The sequence below is a fragment of the Sneathiella chungangensis genome, assembly GCF_009882935.1.
Lineage (GTDB): Bacteria > Pseudomonadota > Alphaproteobacteria > Sneathiellales > Sneathiellaceae > Sneathiella > Sneathiella chungangensis.
Genome location: NZ_WTVA01000015.1, coordinates 811,379 through 828,773, shown reverse-complemented (window position 1 = coordinate 828,773; position 17,395 = coordinate 811,379). Strand labels below are relative to the sequence as shown.

The following is a 17,395-nucleotide window of genomic DNA, read 5'->3' as shown; positions in this document are numbered from 1 at the left end:
AGGCTTTTCGCCCCCTGCGGGAGGCCGCTGCCGGACTGGAAATTGCCTGCAATATCAGGGGGTTGCGCGGCCCTCTTCCGGGCGCTGCAAAAGCGGTGCGAAAAAGCCCGCCGGCGGGCCGCTGAAATCGCCGGTCGGTTGCCGGTTCAGGACGGCGTTTTCGCCCGCGTGAAGAAAAAGGTGCCGACAAGTCCGATGGCGGCGGCGGGCAGGCAGGCGAGCGGCACCACCCAGGCGACCGTGGTGATGATATCCGGCCCGGCGTCCCCCGAAAGGCCCGCGGCATTGGCGAGGATGCCCGCATAGGCCGCGCCCAGCGCATAGCCGAGCCGTTGCAGGGTCGGAATGGCGCTGGCGACGCGCTCATGCTCGTCTTCGGGCGCGAGGCGGATGGCGCGGCGCAGGATGAAGGTCCAGGCGGAGCCGAACCCGGCGCCCTGCAGGGCCGCAAAAAGCGCGATCAGCCAGACCGGCCCGTTCGGCAGGCTGTAGGCGTAGCCCGGCAGGCTGAGGGTGACCAGGGACATCCCGAAAATGATCATCCGGCCGTCATGCTTCTCCGGAACGCCGGAGACGAGAAAGGCGACGAAGGCCCAGCCGATCGACATGCAGGCCATCACATAGCCGCCGACGATGGGCGGCTCATCATGCAGAAGGGTGATCAGATAGGGCCCGTAAACGGTGATCGCCACCGTCGTCGTCGAGAAGGCGAGGACGAGGATGAGCCCCGCGCCAACCGGGGTTCTGAGGCTAAGCGGCCGGTGCGGCAGCAGCCGGTTCTCGGTCTTGCGGCCATCGAGAATGAGAAAGACAATGAGCGCCATGACGCCAAGCGCAACAAAGAAGCTGGTTTGCAGGACCGACACCTCGATCCCGCCATAGGCGATGAAAAAGACACCGAGGGAGAGCCAGGCAAGCCGCCATACCGGGAAGCGGCCCCGCGCCGCCTCCCCCGGCTTTTTCGCCTTGCGCAGCGCGAACTGCACCCAGATCGCCATCAGCAGCGCCTGGACGGCGAAAAACCAGAAGCCGCCCTGCCAGGTGCCATATTCGACGAAAAGCCCGCCCACCAGCGGCCCGATAAAGGCGGAGACGCCCCACAGGGTGCCGATCGCCCCCATCGCCCGGGCGGTCAGGCGGCGCGGAAACAGCGAGCTCACCGCGACGAAGGCCATGGCCATCAGGCCGCCGCCGCCCAGGCCCTGGAACAGCCGTCCGACCAGCACGACCCACATTTCCGGCGCCAGCGCGCTGACCGCGCAGCCAAGGGCAAAGAGAAGCGCCGCCAGCGTCATCGGACCGCGCAGGCCATATTGCAGGGCGAGAAGCCCGCTCGCCGCGCCGGCGACGATCGAGCCGATCCCGTAGAGCGCCACCGTCCAGGAGATCAGCTCCGCCCCGCCGATATCCGCGACGATCTCCGGCACCATGGTGGCGACCAGCAGGCTGTCCGCCGCATGCAGCCAGATGCCAAGGCAGACGAGCGCCAGCGCAAGCCCGTATTCCCGGTTGAGAATCTCGCTCCAGCGTACGGCTTCTGTATTTTCGTTATCGGCCATTTCAGGAGAACCCCATCGTACTTTTTATTTGATTAAGTAAAAACTTTATATATTATTATTGCAATGAAAAAAACACCGCTGGATCAAATTTTATATTTCCTGAAGAGCCGCGGGCCCGCAACCGCCGGCGATATCGGCAATTTTCTCGATATTTCGAAGCCCGGGGCACAGCAGAACCTTGCGAAGGCGGCGCGCGAGGGGTTGATCTATTTCGAGGATCGGGCCGAAGGCCGGGGCCGCCCCCGCCGCTACTGGCATTTGACGGAAAAGGGCCACGCCCGCTTTCCCGACCGCCATTCCGATCTTTCGGTGGACCTGTTGAAGTCGGCGGAAAAGTTATTCGGCGCGGAAGGTCTTGAAAAACTGATCCGCGACCGGGAAGCGGAAACACTCGCGAAATACCGCGAGAAGCTGGAGAGCGAAGCCGATATCGCGGGAAAGATTGCGCGCCTCGCGGCTCTCCGAAACGCCGAAGGCTATATGGCGTCCTGGCGCGAGATTGGCGGCGGCGAATATCTGTTCATTGAAAATCACTGTCCCATCTGCGCGGCGGCGGCCTTCTGTCAGGGTTTATGCCGCTCTGAACTGGAGATTTTCCGAAAAGCCTTCGGGGCCCACGCGACGGTGGAGAGGACGGATCATATTCTTTCCGGTGCCCGGCGATGCGCCTATCGTATCTGCAAGACCCCGCAAGCGGAATAATAGGCCGGGCGCCGCCAACTTATTTTCTTCATAAATATAATTTCTGGGTCTATAGTGATCCGCGTAAAACAAACAGCCGGTTATTTGCGCGCCGAAGGCGCGAAAGTATGAAAAGGGAACCTGGTGCGGTTTTCAGATATGACGGAAACCAATGCCAGGGCCGCCTCGCGACTGTAGACGGAGAGCGACTGTTCATTGTCCACTGGCGTTTTTGCCGGGAAGGCGAACACAAGCTGTGACCCGTAAGCCAGGAGACCTGCCGGGAGTTTTGGGTCCAACAGGCCGCCGAAGGAGCGGTTTAGGGAGAGAAAAATGATATCAGCATCAACAAGCCGCGTCTCAGTCCAATCCAACGCCCGGACAATCGCGCTGACCATGTTCATCCTCGGCGCGGGCCTCGTGTTCCTGACCGGCTTTGCGCCGTCGACCACGTTGCATAATGCCGCGCATGATTCCCGGCATACCCTGTCCTTTCCCTGCCACTAGGGCGTAACTCATGCTTATACGATTTCTTTGGGTCGGCCTGATGGCCGGGCTGCTCGCTGGTGTGCCGACGGCGGCGATCCAGCATTTCACCACGACCCCGCTCATCATCCAGGCTGAACTCTACGAGCAGGCGGAGCATTCCGATCATGCGGCCCTGGATGGCCCTACCCTCCTTCAGGGCGGCGCCGTCATTCCGGCCGGATATCTTCTTGCCCATGGACCGGCAACGGAGGGCGCGGCCGATGAATGGGCGCCCGATGAGGGGCTGGAGCGGACCTTCTACACGTCAATCGCCACCATTATCACGGCCATCGGCTATGCCTTCATGCTGCTTGCCGCCATGTTCCTTGCGAAAAGCGAGATCACGCCAAGAACCGGGCTGCTGTGGGGCCTGGCCGGATTCGCGGCGGCGGGCCTCGCCCCCAGTCTCGGCCTCAGTCCGGAATTGCCCGGCGCGGCGTCGGCGGGCTTGCTGTCCCGGCAAATCTGGTGGATTACGACGGTTGTCACGACCGCCTGCGGGCTCTGGATGCTGCTGCGGATTTCAACGCCGCTGGCGATCGGGATCGGCGTGGTGCTGATGGTTGTGCCGCATTTCATCGGCGCGCCGCATCCGGAGTTGCTCACCAGCGAGGTTCCCTCCGAACTCGCCGCGCATTTTGCCTCCAGCTCGCTGGTGCTGCATGCCATCATCTGGGCGCTGGCGGGGACCTTTGTCGGGTTCATGTGGCAGCGCGGGGAGACGCCCGCTGAGCAATAGCCCCGTCACGGTCTTTGTCTGCACAGCCTGCGGGCAGGCGGCGCAACCGGACTCGCCGGAGGGGAGCGATGGCCAGCGGCTCTTCTCGGCGCTGAGCGCGGAGGCGGCGCGCTTTCCCGATATCACGATTGCCGACGTCGACTGCCTCGCGGTCTGCGAGACGCCGGTGGTGATCGCCTTTTCCGCGCCGGGCAAATGGTCCTATGTGATTGGCGGCGCCGATCCGGCCCGGGATGCGGGCGATATTCTCGCCGCGGCGACGGCGGTTGCCGCCTCCCCCCACGGGGTTCCGGCGATAAAGGACCGCCCGCCGTTCTTCAAAAAGGGTGTGGTTTCACGGATACCGCCGCTCCCCTCCCGCGCCTAGGCGCGCGCGGGCGGTTATTCGAGCATCCGCCGGAGCAGATCGATATCCTCCGCCAGGGCGACATCCTGCTGGCGTAATTCCTCAATCTTGCGCAGCGCATGCATGACGGTTGTATGGTCACGGCCGCCGAATTTCCGGCCGATATCCGGCAGGGAGCGGGAGGTCAGCTGCTTGGCGAGATACATGGCGACCTGGCGCGGCCGGGCGACGGCGCGGGCGCGGCGGGCCGAATGCATGTCGGACATGCGGATGTTGAAATGCTCGGCGACCTTTTTCTGGATTTCCTCGATCGTGATCCGCCGGTCATTGGCGCGCAAAAGATCGCGCAGCACTTCCTGCGTGCTTTCCAGCGTCACCGCCCGTCCGACCAGATCGGAATAGGCAAGCACGCGGTTGAGCGCGCCTTCCAGCTCGCGCACGTTCGAGGTGATGCGATGGGCGAGGAATTCGAGAATGCGCGGATCGATCTCGATCTTCCCCTGCTCGACCTTCGATTGCAGGATGCCGAGGCGCAGCTCGTAATCGGTCGGGTGAATATCGGCGACCAGCCCCCAGCCGAGGCGGGAGCGCATTCGTTCCTCCATCCCCTCAAGGTCGGTCGGCGAGCGGTCGCCGGAGATGATAATCTGGTGGTTCTGGTCGACCAGCGCGTTGAAGGTGTGGAAGAATTCCTCCTGCGTGCTGTCCTTGCCGGCGATGAACTGCACATCGTCGATCATCAGCACATCGACGGAGCGGAACTGGTCCTTGAAATTCATCGTATCCTTGAAGCGGAGCGCGCGGATAAAGCGGTACATGAATTTTTCCGCCGACAGATAGATGACCCGCTTCGTCGGGCAGTTGGCGGCGATGGCATGGCCGATGGCATGCATCAGATGGGTCTTGCCGAGCCCGACTCCGCCATAGATATAGAGCGGGTTGAAGGGCACGGAATCCTTCGCCTCCGCCACCCGGCGGGCGGCGGCATGGGCCAGCTCGTTCGATTTGCCGACCACGAAATTATCGAAGGTGAAGCGCGGATCAAGCGGCGCCATCAGCGACGCATCCTGCCCCGCCGTTTCGGCGGCAACGGCCCGCGCGCCCTTGAAGGTTTCGGTTATCTCGCCAAGGCCGAAGGTCGGCTTGTGCCCGGCCCCGTTCTTCCGGTCGAGCGGCTTGACGCGGATATCGACGGATTTGACGGAGTCATCGGCGGCGCACCAGAGCTGGCGGATGCGGTTGGCGTAATTGTTGAACACCCAGTCGCGCAAGAATCTCGTCGGCAGCGTCATCGACACCTTTCCGCCATCGATCTTTTCTAGCTCGATATTCTTGAGCCAAGAGTTGAAGGTCGCCTCGCCATATTCGGTACGAAGCTTCTCGCGGATTCGTTCCCAATTATCGTTATCTGTCATTACGGACGTCCCTGATCCTGCACCGGCGGTCATCAACCCTGTTTCCATTTCAGTCCCGCGACTTTCCAGCCGCCGACGGTTCCCCGGTGGCCGTCCGCATCGGGCGCGCCCTCGAAACCCTCAAGCACGTTGTAGCTGCGGTTGTAGCCCGCGCGCGTCGCCGCCTCCGCCGCCGCGATCGAGCGCACGCCCGAGCGGCAAAGGAAGATCATCGGCGCCGTTTTCTTCGGCTGAATGGCGGAAATCTCGTCGATGAAAGCCTCGTTTCTGGACATATCGGGGAATTTGACCCAGGAGACGGCCTGGACCGTTTTGCCGAGCGGCGATAAGTCTGGCAGGCCCACATAGGCCCATTCTGCTGTCGTTCGGACGTCGATCAGGACGGCGTCGGGATCGCTTGCCAGCAGATCCCATGTCTCCCGAACCGTCATATCCCCGGCGTAGGTGTTGCTGGCGCCGGACATCCCCCCGTTTGTCATCCAAAATTCCTTCACATCAAGTTGCTGGGCATGTCCAGAGATGTCTGGACATTACTGACGAAATCTTCCGGCGGCTCTCCCCCAAGCTCCGCCTCGATTTTACGCTACGCACGACTTTCGCTACTGAACACGCTACCGGATACGACATTTCCCGAGCGGCGGTAATGCCCCTTCATCCACTCAAAAAAATGGGCGATTTAGGTTCGGGTGTCCTCCCTAAGAGGGGGCAGATTATGCCCATCGACCTGCCCCTTGCAAGGGAACGCTTGTGGGATTGTTGAAATTTATTTTACCAATTGATGGAACAAATTCTTGACCTACAAGATGTAGTGAGCGGTTCCACAGCATCCAAGTTAACTGGTAAAAGACAACGCGAAATCCACATCGGGGACACGCCTATAAGGCGCAAAATCCACAAAAAAAACCGCGGCCCGTTTTCCGGGTCGCGGTTTGATTCTTGCCTGATTCTTTTGTTACGCGGAAAGGGCCTTTACCTTCGCGTTCAGGCGGGAAATCTTGCGGGAAGCCGTGTTCTTTTTGTACACGCCTTTGACCACGCCGCGGTCCAGTTCAGCCTGGGCCACCCGAAGGGCTTCGTTCGCCTTTGCCTGATCCCCTTCCGCAACGGCCATGTCCACCTTTTTCACGAAGGTGCGGATGCGGCTGCGGCGAGCCCGGTTGCGTTCGGTCCGGACGTCTGTCTGCCGGATGCGTTTCAATGCAGATTTATGATGCGCCATGACAATCCTGTCTTTTAGCTTCGAAATTCGGAAGCCGGGTTATAACCAGCGGAAAATACGCCGTCAACAGAAGAATATGCATTCTCGGCCGGAATCCGCAAAAAACGGCCTATCCGGCCCGGACGGCGCGTATTTTTCCCCGGAATCGCGGTCGATTACCGGTTCTTGAAGTTCGGTGAGCGCTTTTCGGCGAAGGCGGACATGCCCTCTTTCTGGTCCTCCGTCGAGAAAGTCGAATGAAAGACCCGCCGCTCGAACATGATTCCCTCCCTGAGGGTCGTCTCATAGGCCTTGTTGACGCTCTCCTTGCACATCATGACGATCGGCTGCGACAGCTTGGCGATTTCGCCCGCGACCTTGACGGCTTCATCCATCAGATCGGCGAGCGGGACGATCCGGCTGACGAGGCCGGCGCGCTCCGCCTCCTCGGCGCCCATCATCCGGCCGGTGAGGCACATCTCCATCGCCTTCGATTTGCCGACGGCGCGGGTCAGGCGCTGGGTGCCGCCAAGGCCCGGAATGGTGCCGAGCTTGATTTCCGGCTGGCCGAACTGGGCATTGTCGGCGGCGAGGATAAAGTCGCACATCATCGCGATCTCGCAGCCGCCGCCAAGGGCGTATCCGGCAACCGCCGCGATGACGGGCTTGCGGAAGGTGGCAAGCCGCTCCGATTCATTGCACAGGAAATTGGTCTTGTAGACATCCATATAGGTCTTGGGCTGCATCTCGAGGATGTCGGCCCCGGCGGCGAAGGCCTTGTCGGACCCGGTCAGGACGACGGCGCCGATTGCCTCATCCGCCTCGAACTTGTCGAGGGCGTCGGCAAGCTCGATGAAAAGCTCGGCGCAGAGGGCGTTCAGCGCCTTCGGCCGGTCCAGGCGGATAATGCCGACGGCGCCTTTTGTATCGATGACAATATTATTATAGGCCATGGGGAATTCCTGTTGTTCATGGGATGTGTAATTTGCGCCCATTATGTTCAAGCCGGGCGCGTTGTCCAGTCAAAGCTTGGGGATCTAGCGCTGGCATTTCGGGCAGTAAAAGGTTGAGCGGCCCGACTGGGTGATTCGCCGGATCGTGCCGCCGCAGCCATCCTTCGCGCAGGCGCCGCCTTCCTTGTCATAGACGAGAAAGCGATGCTGGAAATAGCCGAGCTCCCCCGTCGTATGGCTGTAGTTGCGCAACGTGGAGCCGCCGGAGAGGATCGCCTCCTCCAGCACCGTGCGGATGGCCGCGGCGAGAAGGTCGGCCCGCCGCCCCGTCACGTTTTCCGCCAGGCGCCTCGGTGAGATGCCGCTCCGGTGCAGCGCCTCGCAGGCATAGATATTGCCGACCCCGGCCACCACCGTCTGATCGAGAAGCGCGGTCTTGATCGGGGATTTCCGCCCGCGAAGCCGGTCGGCGAGCACGGGCCCGCTGAATTCATTGCCGAGCGGTTCGGGCCCGATCCCGGCAAGCTGCGGATGGCTGTCCAGCAGATCGCCGCTTGTGAGCAGCATGAAGCCGAACCGGCGCGGATCGTGATAGCGCACCCGCAGGCCCCGCTCGGTTTCGAAAATCACATGGTCATGCTTGTCGAGCGGGCTTTGCGGGTCGGGCGCGGGCTCGATGCGGAAACTTCCCGACATGCCGAGATGGCCGATCATCACCGTCCCGCCCTCGAGGCTCATCAGGATATATTTCGCGCGTCGGCGGATCGCCTCGATCCTGCGGCCGGTCAGCGCCGCCGCGAATCCGTCGGCAAACGGAAAGCGCAGGTTTTCCCGCCGCAAGGTCACGGCGGTGAAGCGGTCGCCGATCAGCGCATCGGCAAGTCCTCGGCAGACGGTTTCGACTTCGGGCAGTTCAGGCATGGCGCGACAGTAGCCTTATTTTACCCCTTGCGCTATGCTCTTGTTTCGCCCAAACAGGGGCGGTGATTTCAACGGGCGGACGGATTGCGCTATGACGGCATCGGACAATTCATCGGACAGCACACATTTCGGCTTTCGCGAAGTCCCGAAGGACGAGAAAGCGGGCCTCGTGCGCGGTGTTTTCGACAGCGTCGCGGAAAATTACGACCTGATGAACGACCTGATGAGCGGCGGCGTCCACCGATTGTGGAAATCGGCGATGATCGACTGGCTGATGCCGCGAAAGGGCCAGCATCTGCTGGATGTGGCCGGCGGCACCGGCGATATCGCCTTTCGCTTTCTCGATGCGGTGGAGGGTGACGGACGGGTGACCGTCCTTGACATCAACCATGCGATGCTGAGCGTCGGGCAGGACCGCGCCATCGATCAGGGGCGGTTGACCGGTCTCGACTGGGTGAACGGCGATGCGCAGTCCCTCCCCCTTCCCGACAAATCGGTCGATGCCTATACCATCGCCTTCGGCATTCGCAACGTGACCGACATTCCGAAGGCACTCCGGGAGGCGTATCGCGTGCTGAAGCCCGGCGGGCGCTTTCTCTGTCTCGAATTCAGCAAGGTCGAGGCCCCGGCCCTCAAGGAATTTTATGATTTCTATTCCTTCAAGCTGCTGCCGGAGATCGGCGGCCTTGTCGCCAAGGACAAGCCCTCCTATCAGTATCTGGTGGAAAGCATCCGCCTGTTTCCGGATGCCGACCGCTTCGCCGAGATGCTGCGCGAGGCGGGATTCGGACAGGTCAAGTATCGCCGTCTTTCCGGCGGCATCGCGGCATTGCATTCGGCCTGGCGGCTCTGAGTAGGAGCGGAACTTCGTGATCAGGACATTCAAAAATTCCCTGCGGCTGCTCTTCGTTGCCCGGACGATGGCGCGTCATGACGCCCTCTTCTTCCTGGATAAACTGGAACGCCTGCCCTTCTATCTCGTGGCGCTTCGCAAGATCATGCCGCTGTTCGCCCTCGGCGCCACCCGCAGCAAGGATCTTCGCGACGGGGAACGGCTCGCCAATGCCCTGCAGGAGCTGGGCCCGAGTTTTATCAAGCTCGGCCAGGCGCTCTCCGTGCGCGCCGACCTGATCGGCGAGGATATGGTGCTCGATCTCGGCAATCTGCGGGACCGCCTGCCGCCCTTCCCCTTCGAGAAGGCCCGCGAAACCATCGAATATGAACTCCAGACCCCGCTTGAGGAGCTGTTCGCCGAGTTCAATCCCGCGCCGGTCGCCGCCGCCTCCATCGCCCAGGTGCATTTCGCCAAAGTCCGCGAAACGGTCCCTGCCCCGACGGACGAGGATCCGGACGCGACGGAGGAAATTCTCCGCGATGTCGCCGTCAAGATCCTCCGCCCGGGGATCGAGGAGGCGTTCGAGCAGGATTTGCGGCTCTTCTTCTGGCTTGCCGGGCTCGTCGAACGCTATCAGCCGCATTTCCGCCGCCTCCGGCTGACGAAAATCGTCGAAACCATGGCCGATTCCGTCGAGCTGGAGATGGATTTGCGCCTTGAGGCGGCGGCGGCCTCCGAAATGGCCGAAAATTTCGCCGAAGATCCCGAATTCGACGTGCCGGAAATCGACTGGCAGCGGACGGCCAAGCGGGTGATGACGCAAAGCCGGATCGAGGGGATCAGCATCTCCAAGAAGGACGAGCTGGTCGCCGCCGGGCATGACCTGAACGCCCTTGCCGACAATGTCATCCGGGTTTTCCTCCATCAGGTTCTGCGCGACGGCTTTTTCCATGCGGACATGCATCACGGCAACCTGTTCGTGACGGCGGACGGGCGTCTTGTCGCCGTCGATTTCGGCATCATGGGCCGGATGAGCCGGGAGACGCGGCTGTTCATGGCGGAAATGCTGCATGCCTTCCTCACCCGCGATTACCTGCGGGCGGCGGAGGTGCATTTCGAGGCCGGCTACGTGCCGCCGCACAAGTCCCTCGCGAGCTTTGCGCAGGCCTGCCGCTCCATCGGTGAGCCCATCCTCGGGCGGCCGGTCAGTGAAATCTCCATCGCCCGGCTGCTGGTGCAGCTGTTCCAGATTACGGAAACCTTCGAGATGGAGACGCAGCCGCAGCTCCTGCTCCTGCAGAAAACGATGGTGACCGCCGAGGGCGTCGCCCAAAGCCTCAATGCGGAGATCAATTTCTGGGAATCGGCGGAACCGACCGTCGCGCACTGGATGCGCGAGAATATGGGCATCGAGGCGCAGGCCGCCGATATCGTGAAAGACGGCATCGCCCTGCTGCGCAAAATTCCCGCCATCGTGACCAAGGCCGATGACCTGCTGACGGAGCTTGAGGCGCGGGAAAAGGCGCTCGATCAGGCTGCCGATGCCGGGGAAACCGCGGCGGCGGAGCGTCGCAATCGCGCCGGTTACCTTGTCGCCGGCGTCGTCCTTGGCGCCCTCGCCGCCTGGATACTGCTGCTCGCCGCGTAAGGCGCCGCGGCAGATTAATTCCCGCCCCGGTCAAGAATTAGCTTGCCTGACGCCTGCGGAATATTTATTTTTTACAGAAAAGATCAGTAAAATATGGGGAATGCTTCATTTTGGGCGCAAATAGCATGAATAAGTCTGTACTGCTGATCATTGGCGGCGGGATCGCGGCGTTCAAGTCGCTGGAGCTGATCCGCCTGCTCTCCAAACAGGGCATTCGCAGCCGCGCCATTCTGACGGCGGCGGCCAAGGAATTCGTAACCCCCCTTTCCGTTGCCTCGCTCACCGGCGAGAAGGTCTATGACGACTTGTTTTCCCTGACGGACGAGGCCGAAATGGGCCATATCCAGCTCTCGCGCAGCGCCGATCTTCTCGTTGTCGCCCCGGCGACGGCGGATCTGATGGCGAAAATGGCGACGGGACAGGCGAATGATCTTGCCACGACCGCCCTGCTCGCGACCGACAAGCCGGTGCTGATCGCCCCGGCGATGAATGTCCGCATGTGGCAGCATCCGGCGACGCAGCGCAATTTGCGGACCCTGACGGCGGACGGGATAATGACCATCGGCCCGGATGAAGGCGACATGGCCTGCGGGGAATACGGGCCGGGCCGGATGTCCGAACCGGAGGCGATTTGCGCCGCCATCACCGATTTTTTTCAACATAACGCCGAAAAGCCCCTCCGGGGGCGGAAAATGCTCGTGACCGCCGGTCCGACCCATGAGCCCATCGACCCGGTCCGCTATATCGCCAACCGGTCGTCGGGCAAGCAGGGCTACGCCATTGCCGCGGCGCTCGCCGATCTCGGGGCGGAGGTGGTGCTTGTCTCCGGCCCGACCCGCCTTGACTCCCCGCGCGGCGTGACCCGGCAGAATGTTGAATCCGCAAACGACATGCTGGCCGCCTGCGAGGCCGCGCTTCCCGTCGATGCGGCGATTTTCGCGGCCGCCGTCGCCGACTGGCGGGTGGCCAGCGAGGCGGACCAGAAGATCAAGAAGAAAGAAGGCCGGCTCCCCAGCCTGTCGCTTGCCGAAAATCCCGATATCCTGGCAACGGTCAGCGCGCTGACGCAGGGCCGTCCCGCGCTGGTGGTCGGCTTCGCGGCGGAGACCGAGGCGATCATCGAGAACGGCAAGGCAAAGCTCGCCCGCAAGGGCTGCGACTGGATCGTCGCCAACGATGTCGGGACCGGAACCGGCACCTTCGGCGGTGACGAGAACCATGTGTTCCTGCTGACCCGCGAGGGGGTCGAGGATTGGCCGAAGCAGAGCAAGGACGCCGTCGCGCGCGACCTCGCGGCCCGAATAACGACGTTTTTTCAAGGTGTTGATGTATGACTGACGTAACAATCTCGATCACCCGCCTGCCCCATGGCGAAAGCCTGCCGCTGCCGTCCTACGAGACAGCGGACAGCGCCGGCATGGATATCCGCGCCGCCGTCGAGGCGCCTGTCGAAATTCCGCCGGGCGGCCGGGCGCTGATCCCGACGGGCTTCAAGATGGCGCTGCCGACAGGGTTCGAGGCGCAGGTTCGCCCGCGCTCCGGTCTTGCGCTGAAAAAGGGCATTACGCTGCCCAACAGCCCGGGCACCATCGATGCCGATTACCGGGGCGAGGTCGGGATCATCCTCCTGAATACGGGGGAGGAAACCTTTGTCATCGGGCGCGGCGACCGGATCGCGCAGTTGGTGATCGCGCCGGTATTGCAGGCGTCCTGGCGCGAAGTCGCCAGCCTTGACGAGACGGCGCGCGGCGAGGGCGGCTTCGGCTCCACCGGCGTTGCGGAAAAGGCGGGCTGACCATGCTGCATCTGCCGAAAAAAATGCTCTATGCACTGGAGGCGGTGGTCGATATCGCCTTCAACGCCCGTCCCGACCCGGTGCAATCGAAGGAAATCACCAAACGGCAGGGGATTCCGCTGCGCTATCTCGAGCAGGTGATGCAACAGCTCGTGCATGGCGGCATCCTGAAAGGCGTGCGCGGCCCGCGCGGCGGCTACCGGCTCGCGCGGGAGCGGCGGCGGATCACGGCGGGCGATGTCATCCGGGTGATCAGCGCCGCGGAAGCGGAGGAGGAGGCGCAGATTTTCACCTCCGAGATCGGGCAGAAAGTCGTCGGCCCGCTCTGGAACGATGCCCAGGCCAGCCTGCTTGCGGAGCTTGACAGCGTAACGCTTGAGGACCTCTGTCAGCGGGCCATGAAAAAGGGCCGGGTGGAGGCGCCAAGCGACGGCTCGCATTTCGAAATATAGGTTAAAAAACAAGACGTTGAGAAGATAAATGAAAAATGATCCCCCGCGCGGAAAAATCTATGACTCGATCGTTGACACCATTGGCGCAACGCCTCTCGTGCGGGCGCGCCGCATCGCCGCCGACCTGCCGGCGAAGGTGAATATCCTCCTCAAGCTGGAGTTTTTCAATCCCCTCGCTTCGGTCAAGGACCGCATCGCCGCCGCCATGATCGAGGCGATGGAAGAGGCGGGCCTGATCAAGGAAAATACGGCGATTATCGAGCCGACGTCGGGCAATACCGGGATCGGCCTCGCCTTCGTCTGCGCGGCGAAGGGATATCACCTGACGCTGGTCATGCCCGAGAGCATGTCGATAGAGCGGCGCAAGATGCTGAAGCTGCTCGGCGCCAATCTCGAGCTGACCGACGCGGCCAAGGGCATGGACGGGGCGATCGCCCGGGCGGAGGAGCTGAAGAAGCAGATCGGCGATGCGGTCATCCCGCAGCAGTTCGAAAATCCCGCCAATCCGGCCATTCACCGGGTCACCACCGCCGAGGAAATCTGGGAAGATACGCAGGGCAAGGTTGATGTGGTCGTCATGGGGGTCGGCACGGGCGGAACCCTGACCGGCGTCGGCGGCTTCCTGAAGGCGAAAAACCCGGGGATCCGCATCGTCGCGGTGGAACCGGAGGACAGCCCCGTCCTGTCCGGCGGGCAACCGGGTCCGCATAAGATCCAGGGCATCGGCGCCGGATTTTCGCCGAAAAACCTCGATGAAAGCCTGATCGACGAAATTTTGACCATCGGCAACGAGACCGCCTTTGAAACCGCCCGCGAGGTGGCGCGGCTTGAGGGTATTCCCGTCGGCATTTCCTCCGGCGCGGCGGTTGCGGCGGCGCTGGAAATCGCCGAGCGCAAGGAAATGGAGGGCAAGACCATCGTCGTCGTCATCCCGTCCTTCGCCGAAAGGTATCTCACGACCGCGCTGTTCGACGGTCTGTGACGCCATGGCGCTCAGCGATGACCAGCTCGACCGCTACGCCCGCCATATCATCCTGCGCGAGATCGGTGGCGCGGGTCAGCAGAAACTTCTCAGATCGAAAATCCTGATCGTCGGGGCAGGGGGGCTGGGCTCGCCGCTCGCGCTCTATCTTGCGGCGGCGGGGGTCGGCACCCTCGGGATCATCGATGACGATGCGGTGGATCTCTCCAATCTGCAGCGGCAGATCGCCCATGGCACGGCGGATATCGGCGCGTCGAAGGTGGAAAGCGCAGCCCAGTCCGTCGCCCGCCTCAATCCGGACGTGACGGTGATCGCGCATAAGGAACGGCTGACGGCGGACAACGCCGCGCGGATCATCGCGGGTTATGATCTGGTGACGGACGGGACCGATAATTCCGAAACCCGCTTCCTGCTCAATGATGCCTGCTATTTCGGCAAAAAACCCCTGGTTTCCGGGGCGATTTTGCAGTTCGACGGGCAGATCACCACCTTCAAGGCCTATGAGGAGGGCGCGAATCCCTGTTATCGCTGCCTGTTTCCCGTGCCGCCGCCGCCCGATGTGGCGCAGACCTGCGGGGAGGCGGGGGTCCTCGGCGCGCTCGCCGGTGTGGTCGGATCGGTCCAGGCGGTGGAGGCGGTAAAAGAACTGCTCAGCATCGGGGAGGGGCTCTCGGGCCGCCTCCTGCTGTACGACGCATTGGCCGCCGAATTCCGAAAGATCAAGGTTCCCCGCGATCCAAACTGCCCGCTCTGCGGCAACAGCCCGTCGATCACCGGGTTATCGTAGCCTTACATGAAATAGGCGGCGGCGAGGGTGAGCGACAGGGGCAGGGTGATCATGGAGATTATGGTCTGGATGGTAATGATTCCGGCCATCACTTCCGCATCCGCGCCAAGTAGCTTTGCCAGCGCATAGCCGGAACTGGCCGTCGGAATCGTGCCGTAGATGATCAGGATCATCGCCGCAACCCCCTCCATCCCCGTGGCGATGGCCGCGCCGGCGATAACCAGCGGGAACAGCACAAGTTTCAGAACCGTAGAGATCAGGACATAGGTCGCGCCGGTATGGATTGCCTTGATCTTCAGGCCGGCGCCGACGCACAGGAGAGCGAAGGGCAGGGCGGCCTTTGCCAGAAGCCCGGCAAAATTGCTGATGACGGGCAGGGGGCCGATCCCGGAAAAATTGAGAAAGGCGCCGATGGCGATGGCGATCAGCAGCGGATTACGGGCGATTTCCCCGATCAGCCGCCGCTTGAGCGAGTGGCTGCCGGTCCGGCCCTGATAGGTAACCAGAACGGTCACGCAGAACAGATTGGTCGGTGGCACAAGGACGGCGGTGGCGACGGCGGCAAGCAAAAGCCCCTCCGGCCCGAACAGATAGTCGGCAACCGCAAAGGCGATAAAGGTGTTGTGCCGCGCCGCGCCCTGAAACACCGCGCCGCCGATGCGGCGGTCAATACGGAATATCCGGACGATCAGCAGCGACGCAAGACCGGTCACCGCAAGACCACCCAGCAGGGCAAGGGCGTAGCTGCCCACGAGGTCATCGCTGAACGGCGCGGTCGTTGTATTGTAGAATAACAGGGCCGGGAACAGCACCCAATAGACCATCCGGTCCGCGTGATGCCAGAAATCGCCGCCCGGAAACCCGTTCCGGCGCAGCAGGTTGCCAAGAACAAGCAACAGGAATATCGGCAGCACGGAAAGCGATATCGCCCACATGTCGTTTTTGTCCCCTGTTTATTTTCAGGCTTCGGTTCTCCGCCGGCCCGCTGTGTGGTCGATCGCCCGCCGGTCCGCCGGCGGAATACTGTCGGTTTTAGTGCTTGCCCGCTTTCGGTATGACGAAGGCCTTCTCGCCCGCGTCGAAAAGCGCCGGGTTCGGATGATATCCGGGGCCGACGGTGAGCGCAACACCGGGAAGGTCGGACTGGTCCATGCTGGACTTGAATTCTTTGGAATAAACGGCGAGCGTCTCCCCGGTTCCCGGTTCCTTCAGGCTGACGGAGACCTTGTAGGGGCGGTCCTTGACGACACCCTGAACGCCGGGCGTGCGGAACATATATTGCAGCTGCGACGGCTTGGCGAGGGCCGTGACGATGATCGGGTCCCCGCCGGCCGGGTCTTCGAATTCCGCAATGATTTCAGTGCCTTCCGGTATCTCGCGGTGGGGTTTCACGACAAATCCGTAGAACGCCTCGCCGATGCGGTAGTTGAAGATGAAGCCGCCGCCGGTGAACTCGAGATAGGGCGTGCCGGGATCGTCGCCGCATCCTGCCAGCAGCATCCCCGCCATCAGCAACACCGCCGCCTTGATCCTCATTGCGAAATTCTCCCTGCGTCGCCATGCAATTATGATACGCTTCACGCCTGGTCCTGTCCATCATCCGAAGGAGCCGTCCCGGCCTGTCCATGCTTTACGTTTTTCAGCAGCTGTTGAATGCGGTGCAGGTAACGGCAATCTATGCGTTGCTGTCGGCGGCTTTTGTGCTGTTTTACGGCGTGACGAATCGCATCAACCTCGCCTTCGGCGCCATTGCCATGTGGGCGGCCTATGTCACGATCATGATGATCTCGCTGCTGGAAGGGGTGACCTTCTGGCCGCTGCTCGCCGTGGTTCTCGCCGGCGTCGTGATTGCCCTTGCCAATACGACGCTTCTCGGGTTCTCGCTGCATCATCTTGCGCTCCGGCGGCTTGTCGCCCGGCCCGTGCAGGCCATGCTGATCGCGACCATCGCGATTGCCATTGTGCTGGAGGAGACCATGCGGCTAATCAACAACTCCCGGGAACTCTGGCTCCGCCCGATCTTCGCCGACCCGGTTTCGCTCGCCGGCGCCGGAGAATTCCCGGTCCAGATAACGGCGCTGCAGATCGTGGCGGTCACCGTCGCGTTCGCCGTTGTCGTCATGCTTATCCTGTTGATGAAGCGGCACCGCTTCGGCGTTTACTGGCGGGCCTGCGCGGAGGATCTGCATATGGCGGCGCTCTGCGGCGCGAATATCCCGCTGATCCTCGCGGCCTCCTTCGTGCTGGCGAGCCTTGCCGCCGCGCTTGGCGGATCGCTGATCGCGCTGCTCTACGGGAGCGCGAGTTTCGTGATGGGCACGGTGATCGGCCTGAAAACCATGTTTATCGCGGTGATCGGCGGGCTTCGCTCGCTCACCGGGGCGCTGATCGCCTCCGCCGCGCTCGCCCTGTTCGAGACCTTCTGGTCCGCCTATCTCGATCTTGCCTATCGCGACGTCGCGGCCTTCTGCGCGCTGACGCTGGTGCTGGTGCTGAAACCGGAAGGATTGCGGGCGCGGTAATAAAAAACCCGGCCGATGGGGCCGGGTTTCATGG

At 62.3% G+C, this 17,395-nt stretch carries 20 protein-coding genes and 1 riboswitch; of the genes, 12 read left to right on the top strand and 8 right to left on the bottom strand.

From position 1 onward, the window contains the following. Positions 1-146: 146 nt before the first annotated feature. Positions 147-1,559 (bottom strand): MFS transporter, encoded by a 1,413-nt coding sequence (locus tag GQF03_RS16965; protein ID WP_161340491.1) that lies wholly within the window; start codon positions 1,557-1,559, stop codon positions 147-149. 63 nt (positions 1,560-1,622) lie between these two features. On the opposite strand from GQF03_RS16965, the gene GQF03_RS16960 reads away from it, so the two are divergent. The 4 genes from GQF03_RS16960 (at position 1,623) to GQF03_RS16945 (ending at position 3,874) form a co-directional block, all read left to right on the top strand. Then, positions 1,623-2,261, top strand: a complete 639-nt coding sequence (locus GQF03_RS16960) for a helix-turn-helix transcriptional regulator (protein ID WP_161340490.1) — start codon at positions 1,623-1,625, stop codon at positions 2,259-2,261. Positions 2,262-2,321: 60 nt separating this feature from the next. Continuing rightward, positions 2,322-2,539: riboswitch (cobalamin riboswitch) on the top strand. A gap of 34 nt (positions 2,540-2,573) precedes the next feature. Continuing rightward, complete coding sequence (locus GQF03_RS16955) at positions 2,574-2,747, top strand: CbtB domain-containing protein (protein ID WP_161340489.1); 174 nt, start codon at positions 2,574-2,576, stop codon at positions 2,745-2,747. 10 nt (positions 2,748-2,757) lie between these two features. Beyond that, positions 2,758-3,507, top strand: coding sequence for a CbtA family protein (locus tag GQF03_RS16950; RefSeq protein ID WP_161340488.1), 750 nt, complete (start codon positions 2,758-2,760; stop codon positions 3,505-3,507). Then, positions 3,461-3,874, top strand: a complete 414-nt coding sequence (locus tag GQF03_RS16945; protein ID WP_161340487.1) for a DUF1636 family protein — start codon at positions 3,461-3,463, stop codon at positions 3,872-3,874. The genes GQF03_RS16950 and GQF03_RS16945 overlap by 47 nt, the downstream gene beginning before the upstream one ends. Before the next feature lie 14 nt (positions 3,875-3,888). On the opposite strand, the gene dnaA is transcribed toward GQF03_RS16945, so the two are convergent. The 5 genes from dnaA to mutM all read right to left on the bottom strand — a co-directional run bounded on the left by dnaA (position 3,889) and on the right by mutM (position 8,340). Further along, positions 3,889-5,268: a chromosomal replication initiator protein DnaA gene (gene dnaA, locus GQF03_RS16940; RefSeq protein WP_206375899.1), complete on the bottom strand. Its 1,380-nt coding sequence runs from the start codon at positions 5,266-5,268 to the stop codon at positions 3,889-3,891. A gap of 32 nt (positions 5,269-5,300) precedes the next feature. After that, complete coding sequence (locus GQF03_RS16935) at positions 5,301-5,747, bottom strand: rhodanese-like domain-containing protein (protein WP_206375900.1); 447 nt, start codon at positions 5,745-5,747, stop codon at positions 5,301-5,303. A 473-nt stretch (positions 5,748-6,220) separates the two neighbouring features. Further along, entirely contained in the window at positions 6,221-6,487 is a 267-nt protein-coding gene (rpsT, locus tag GQF03_RS16930; protein ID WP_161340485.1) for a 30S ribosomal protein S20, read from the bottom strand. A gap of 155 nt (positions 6,488-6,642) precedes the next feature. Continuing rightward, positions 6,643-7,419, bottom strand: coding sequence for an enoyl-CoA hydratase (locus GQF03_RS16925; RefSeq protein ID WP_161340484.1), 777 nt, complete (start codon positions 7,417-7,419; stop codon positions 6,643-6,645). An 84-nt stretch (positions 7,420-7,503) separates the two neighbouring features. Next, positions 7,504-8,340 carry a bifunctional DNA-formamidopyrimidine glycosylase/DNA-(apurinic or apyrimidinic site) lyase gene (gene mutM / locus GQF03_RS16920; protein WP_161340483.1) on the bottom strand — a complete coding sequence of 279 codons (837 nt, stop codon included), beginning with the start codon at positions 8,338-8,340 and terminating at the stop codon, positions 7,504-7,506. 91 nt (positions 8,341-8,431) lie between these two features. Between mutM and ubiE the strand changes: the two genes are divergently transcribed. The 7 genes from ubiE (at position 8,432) to GQF03_RS16885 (ending at position 14,839) form a co-directional block, all read left to right on the top strand. Beyond that, positions 8,432-9,193, top strand: coding sequence for a bifunctional demethylmenaquinone methyltransferase/2-methoxy-6-polyprenyl-1,4-benzoquinol methylase UbiE (gene ubiE, locus GQF03_RS16915; protein ID WP_161340482.1), 762 nt, complete (start codon positions 8,432-8,434; stop codon positions 9,191-9,193). Between the two features lie 16 nt (positions 9,194-9,209). Beyond that, a complete protein-coding gene (gene ubiB, locus GQF03_RS16910) occupies positions 9,210-10,823 on the top strand; it encodes a 2-polyprenylphenol 6-hydroxylase (RefSeq protein ID WP_161340481.1) in 1,614 nt (537 codons plus the stop codon). Between the two features lie 125 nt (positions 10,824-10,948). Next, complete coding sequence (coaBC, locus tag GQF03_RS16905) at positions 10,949-12,157, top strand: bifunctional phosphopantothenoylcysteine decarboxylase/phosphopantothenate--cysteine ligase CoaBC (RefSeq protein ID WP_161340480.1); 1,209 nt, start codon at positions 10,949-10,951, stop codon at positions 12,155-12,157. After that, positions 12,154-12,618 carry a dUTP diphosphatase gene (gene dut / locus GQF03_RS16900; protein WP_161340479.1) on the top strand — a complete coding sequence of 155 codons (465 nt, stop codon included), beginning with the start codon at positions 12,154-12,156 and terminating at the stop codon, positions 12,616-12,618. The genes coaBC and dut overlap by 4 nt, the downstream gene beginning before the upstream one ends. A gap of 2 nt (positions 12,619-12,620) precedes the next feature. Then, the gene (locus tag GQF03_RS16895) at positions 12,621-13,070 is read left to right on the top strand and encodes an RrF2 family transcriptional regulator (RefSeq protein ID WP_161340478.1); all 450 of its coding nucleotides are present in this window, start codon (positions 12,621-12,623) and stop codon (positions 13,068-13,070) included. Between the two features lie 28 nt (positions 13,071-13,098). Beyond that, complete coding sequence (gene cysK / locus GQF03_RS16890; RefSeq protein WP_161340477.1) at positions 13,099-14,052, top strand: cysteine synthase A; 954 nt, start codon at positions 13,099-13,101, stop codon at positions 14,050-14,052. A gap of 4 nt (positions 14,053-14,056) precedes the next feature. Continuing rightward, the gene (locus GQF03_RS16885; RefSeq protein WP_161340476.1) at positions 14,057-14,839 is read left to right on the top strand and encodes a HesA/MoeB/ThiF family protein; all 783 of its coding nucleotides are present in this window, start codon (positions 14,057-14,059) and stop codon (positions 14,837-14,839) included. Positions 14,840-14,841: 2 nt separating this feature from the next. Here the strand turns inward: GQF03_RS16885 and GQF03_RS16880 are convergent, their stop codons facing one another. Both GQF03_RS16880 and GQF03_RS16875 read right to left on the bottom strand, forming a co-directional pair. Beyond that, positions 14,842-15,774: an AEC family transporter gene (locus GQF03_RS16880; RefSeq protein WP_161340475.1), complete on the bottom strand. Its 933-nt coding sequence runs from the start codon at positions 15,772-15,774 to the stop codon at positions 14,842-14,844. Positions 15,775-15,871: 97 nt separating this feature from the next. Then, positions 15,872-16,375 carry a hypothetical protein gene (locus GQF03_RS16875; protein ID WP_161340474.1) on the bottom strand — a complete coding sequence of 168 codons (504 nt, stop codon included), beginning with the start codon at positions 16,373-16,375 and terminating at the stop codon, positions 15,872-15,874. Between the two features lie 89 nt (positions 16,376-16,464). Here GQF03_RS16875 and GQF03_RS16870 point away from each other — a divergent pair, with 89 nt between their 5' ends. Then, positions 16,465-17,361 (top strand): branched-chain amino acid ABC transporter permease, encoded by an 897-nt coding sequence (locus GQF03_RS16870; RefSeq protein ID WP_161340473.1) that lies wholly within the window; start codon positions 16,465-16,467, stop codon positions 17,359-17,361. The last annotated feature ends 34 nt before the right edge of the window (positions 17,362-17,395 follow it).